Consider the following 4,944-nt stretch of genomic DNA (forward strand, 5'->3'; position numbering starts at 1 on the left):
CAGGATGGTGGCGAAGTCGCCGGTGGCGCCCGGTGCGCCGCCATCGAGCGCCGCGCCGACGGCGGCCTGCGTCGGCGTCTGCGTCGCCGCCGCGAAGCCGCCGACGGTCAGGGTGTGATAGACGTTGTTGGCGTCGTAGCTGAGTGACGGCTGCAGGAAGGGGCTGTTCGTGGTTGCCCCGGAATAGGTGCCGGTCACGCCGCCGGTCGCACTCACGACGGTGTAGGTGGTGCGCGGCGCATAGAGGGGGCCCTGCAGCGGCTGGGCGGTGAGCATGCCGCCCTGCACCATCGCGCTGCCCCCGACCACGATCTTGTCGTTCTGGCCCTGGGCATTGACCTCGACGATATGGGCGCCAGCCGGAACGTGCACCAGCTTGCCGGTCACCGCGATGGTGCCGATCGAGTTGCCCGGCGAAAGCGTGCCGCTGTTGGAGAGATTGCCGACGATGGTGCTGTTGCCGCCCAGCAGGCCGCTGTTGACGACGTCGCCCTGTATGGTGCCGTTGTTGATGAGCGTGCCGGCGTTAGCCACGTGGGAGACGATCGTGCCGGCGTTGGTGAGCAGCCCCTGGCTTGCGATGCTGACGCCCGACGCCGTGAGCATGTTGTTGTTGGTGGCCGCGCCACCGCCCGCGACGGTGAAGGAGCCGCCGGACCCCATGTCGATCGGCCCGTTGAACACCACGGTGCCGGAGCCGCCCACCGTCAGGCTGTTGCCGTAGCCCGTGAACGAGGCGTTGAAGGTCGCGGTGCCGCCGGTGTTGGTCGTCAGGGTGGTAGTAGAGAGCAGCGCCGCCGGCAGGTTGGTGGCGAAACCGTTCGGCAAGGGGACCTGGTCGGTCAGGGCCAGCACGGGAACGATCCGCGCATCGGTGCCGCTGGCCAGGCCCGAGCTCGACAGGGCATAGCCGACATAGCCGTTGGTCGGATCGAACAGCAGATTGAAGCCGGCGAAGAACTGGCGCCCGGTATTGATGAAGGGCTGGTCGGAGGTCGAGCCCAGCACCTCGCAGGGTGTCAGGGCGGTCGAGGTGCCGCAGGTCGAGCCCGATTCTGGAACGACGAAGCTGTAGAAGCCGGCCTGCTGCGGCAACCCGACCAGCGAGACGTCGAGCGTGGTGGGGTACCTCACGAACGGCTTGACGTAGGCGTTGGGGATGCCGGTGTCGGTCAGGATCGTGCCCGACACGTAGGGGCTGGACGTGCCGGTCGACAGGGCGACCGGAGCCTGGTTCCAGAGATTGGCGCCGGCCGCTGTATCCGGCGTGAGCTTGACGAAGGAATAGCCGTTGTTCGCCGTCGTCAGGCCGACCACGAGCTGGTCGTTCATCACCACGTAGCCCTGGTTGGCCAGCGCGGTGCCGTTGACGGCGACGTCGATCAGCGGATTCATGCCGACCGGCGCGATCTGGACAATGTTGCCCGCCGCGACGTTCTGCGCAAAGGTCAGCGACGGGTTGTAGGTGCCGCTGTAGACGTTGTTGCGATTGTTGCCGATGCCGAAATAGGCCGTCGAGTTGTCGCTGGTGACGACCAGGACCTTGATCGTCGACGAGCCGGCGGCCGGCTGGCCATTCAGCGTGCCCAGGATGTCGATCGGAAGCTGGTAGAAGTTGCCGGTCGGCGTTTTGCCGCTGCTGTCGTAGTTGTAGGCACCCGGGCCCAGCGAGGTGAGCCCGTTCAGCACGCCGGCTGGCAGCAGCGCCTGCGCGATCGCCACGCCCGTCGACCCGGTGTCGACCGTGACCCCGATCGTCTTGTCGGCAACCTTGATGTCGAGGTTCGCCCTGTGATTGGAGAAGGTGCCGTTGGGATTGCGCGAGTTCAGGCTGCCCTCGGTATACGGCACCACGAGGCTGGTGCTCGACGTGTAAAGGTTCCAGCCTGGCGCCGACTGTCCCAGGGCCGGCGAGACCAGGAGCGCGACAATAGGGCAAGCTGCCAAAGCTGCGCAAAGGCGCGGGACCCTTTGCGATGGCGTCGCACCTGCCGCCGAAAGCAGGTTGTCCCTAATCTTCGCGATCAAGATTTTCCCCCACGCCATCCGCATGGCGCGAGGCCAAGCCGCCCACTTCCCACAATGTCAGTTTGCGCCTCTTGCCGTGCCAATTCAATTGCGACGGTGCGTCCGTGCGACTCGACTCGCACCCGGCGCATCGCCTCGTTCCATATGCGAATGCCCTGAGCCGCGCCCTCTTCGCAGATGCGCGACGCACGGCCTTCGCCTTGCCGCTATACTGCCGGCCTGCAGGTGCGCATCGCACACCGGACGACGGGCCGACTTCGGAGGAGAGATGACCGACACGACTGATCTGCTCGCGCGGCGCAACGCCGCCCTGGGGGCGGGCGCACCGCTGTTCTACGAGGTGCCGCTGCATATCGTGCGCGGCGACGGCATCCACCTGTTCGATGCCGACGGCCGCCGTTACGTCGACATGTACAACAACGTGCCCTGCGTCGGACATGCCAACCCGTACGTCGTCGAGGCGATGGCGCGCCAGCAGGCGACGCTGAACGTGCACAGCCGCTACCTGCACGAAAGCGTCGTGGCGTTTGCCGAGCGCCTGGCCGCGCTGCACGGGCCGGAGATCGAAAGCGTCATCCTGAGCTGCAGCGGCACCGAGGCCAACGAGGTGGCGATCCGGATGGCGCGCTTCGCCACCGGCAGGCGCGGCATCATCTGCACCAACGCGACCTATCACGGCAACAGCGAGCTGGTGGGTTCGCTCAACCGGCTCGGCCAGCAGCCCGATCCGAACGCGAATCCGGCAGTGCGCGGCTTCCCCTTCCCCGAGAAATACCGGCCGATCGCCGCCAACCTGAGCGAGGCCGAGCTCTGCGATGCCTACCTGGCGCAGCTCGGCCAGGCGATCGCCGCCCTGCAGGCCAACGGCGAGGGCGTGGCGGCGCTGATCGTCTGCTCGATCTTCGCCAACGAGGGCCTGCCCGACGTGCCGGAGGGCTTCATGCCGCGCGCCGCCGCCCTGGTGCGCCAGGCGGGCGGCCTGGTGATCGCCGACGAGGTGCAGGCGGGCTACGCGCGCACCGGCACCTGGTGGGGCTACGAGGTGACCGGGTTCACGCCGGACATCGTCGTCACCGGCAAGCCGATGGGCGCCGGCCTGCCGCTCGCCGCCACCGCAGCAAGCCGCAAGCTGGTCGAGACGTTCCGTAGCAAGACGCGCTACTTCAACACCTTCGCCTCCTCGCCGCTGCAGGCGGCGGTCGGCATGGCGGTGCTGGACGAAATCGAGAACCGCGACCTGCGCGGCAACGTCGCCACGGTCGGCGCCGCGCTGAAGGCCTCGCTGACCCAGCGCAAGGGCGCCAGCGCCGCGATCGGCGACGTGCGCGGCCACGGCCTGTTCGTCGGCGTCGAGCTGGTGAAGCCGGTCGACGGCTCGCCCGACATGGAGCTGGCCAAGCGGGTGATCAACCGGCTGAAGGACAAGGGCTTCCTGACCAGCAACGCCGGCGCCTTCGCCAACGTCGTGAAGCTCAGGCCGCCGCTGGTGTTCTCGCACGACAACGCGGCCCAGTTCCTCGACGCCTGGGACGAGACCATCGCCGAAGTCGCGGCATGATCGAAGCCGAGCAGGCCTACGCGCCGGCGGCCCGGCAGGCGCTGGCGGCGTTCGGCGTCGTGCCGGCCGAGCTCGCCTTCGTGAACATGAGCGAGAACGTCACCTTCCGGGTGACCGATGCGCGTGACGGCGCGCCGCTCGTGCTGCGGCTGCATCGCCCGTGGTATCACGACATCGAGGAGCTGAAGTCCGAGCATCTTTGGACGCGCGCCCTTGTCGACGCCGGTGTGGCGGCGCCCAAACCGCTGCTGACGACGGCCGGCGAGAGCTTTGCGCAAGTCGACATCCCGGCCACCGGCGAGCGGCGCTGGGCCGGGCTGGCGCGCTGGGTTGACGGCGAGCTGCTGGACCATGTCGTGGCTCGGGAGACCGACCCGGCCGCGACCCTCCGGTATTTCAGCCAGCTCGGCGCCCTCATGGCGGCAATGCACGACCAGGCGAGCGGTTGGACGCCTCCCGCCGGCTTCCGGCGGCACGCGCTCGACGCCGACGGGTTGCTCGGGCCGGCACCGTTCTGGGGCCCGTTCTGGGATCATCCGATCTTCTCGGCCGATGAACGCAGCCTGCTGATGAAGACGCGCGACAGGCTGCACGCTGCGCTGGTGCGCTACGGCAAGCCGGCGCGCACCTTCAGCCTGATCCATGCCGATCTGCATCCGCGCAACGTGGTGGTCGACGGCAGCCATGCCGCGGTCATCGACTTCGACGATGCGGGCTTCGGCTGGCACCAGTACGACCTCGCCGTCGCCCTGGTCTCGTACCAGGACGGCGAGGCGTTCGCCGCAATTCGCGACGCCTGCATCGCCGGCTATCGCTCGATGCGGGCGATCACCGACCAGGACCTCGCCCTGCTGCCGATGTTCCTGCTGATCCGCGAGATGGCGCAGATCGGCTGGTACGGCCAGCGCCCGGAGCTGCCGCGCTCGAGCAGCCTGGCGCGGCTGCGCGAACGCGTGTGCCGCATCGCGGCGCGCTTCGAGCCGGTGTGCTGAGGCGGATACGTCGGCCGAAGAGCGCGTCATACGTCGGGAGCGCGCCACTCATAGGCGCCAACTTGACTTACAAAGGGACCTCACGCTGAGGAGCGGCCTGGAGGCCGCGTCTCGAAGGGCCGGCAACAAATCCGATGTTGCAACACCGCTATTCCAGCGATCTGGTCTGTCGCGCATCCTTCGAGACGGTCGCTACGCGACCTCCTCAGGATGAGGGCTTTGCTGGACCGGCCAAAGTTGGCGCCTATGAGCGCGCAGCTGGTGGCGGAGTAGTCTCCGCCAAGATGGCGCTCTTCTTGATGATAACACATCCCATGAGCGCCATCGGAGTGGCGCGCTCCCAGCGGGCGATCACGCCAGTCGGTA

The 4,944-nt window shown here is 67.9% G+C and carries 2 protein-coding genes and 1 pseudogene; 2 read left to right on the forward strand and 1 reads right to left on the reverse strand.

The window, feature by feature from the left end; all coding sequences use genetic code 11:
* Window positions 1-1,851, reverse strand: a pseudogene (locus tag AB7O82_RS37225) (hypothetical protein); the annotation flags it as partial.
* A gap of 445 nt (window positions 1,852-2,296) precedes the next feature.
* On the opposite strand from AB7O82_RS37225, the gene AB7O82_RS37230 reads away from it, so the two are divergent.
* Both AB7O82_RS37230 and AB7O82_RS37235 read left to right on the forward strand, forming a co-directional pair.
* A complete protein-coding gene (locus AB7O82_RS37230; RefSeq protein WP_428555918.1) occupies window positions 2,297-3,586 on the forward strand; it encodes an aspartate aminotransferase family protein in 1,290 nt (429 codons plus the stop codon).
* Complete coding sequence (locus tag AB7O82_RS37235; RefSeq protein ID WP_428621798.1) at window positions 3,583-4,578, forward strand: phosphotransferase enzyme family protein; 996 nt, start codon at window positions 3,583-3,585, stop codon at window positions 4,576-4,578. The genes AB7O82_RS37230 and AB7O82_RS37235 overlap by 4 nt, the downstream gene beginning before the upstream one ends.
* Window positions 4,579-4,944 lie beyond the last annotated feature (366 nt).

The organism is Reyranella sp. (genome assembly GCF_050185545.1).
Classification (GTDB): Bacteria; Pseudomonadota; Alphaproteobacteria; order Reyranellales; family Reyranellaceae; genus Reyranella.

Excerpts from the sequence above, each read along its gene's own strand:
- AB7O82_RS37230 (WP_428555918.1), top strand. The coding sequence starts at position 2,297 with ATGACCGACACGACTGATCTGCTCGCGCGGCGCAACGCCGCCCTGGGG.
- AB7O82_RS37235 (WP_428621798.1), top strand. The coding sequence starts at position 3,583 with ATGATCGAAGCCGAGCAGGCCTACGCGCCGGCGGCCCGGCAGGCGCTG.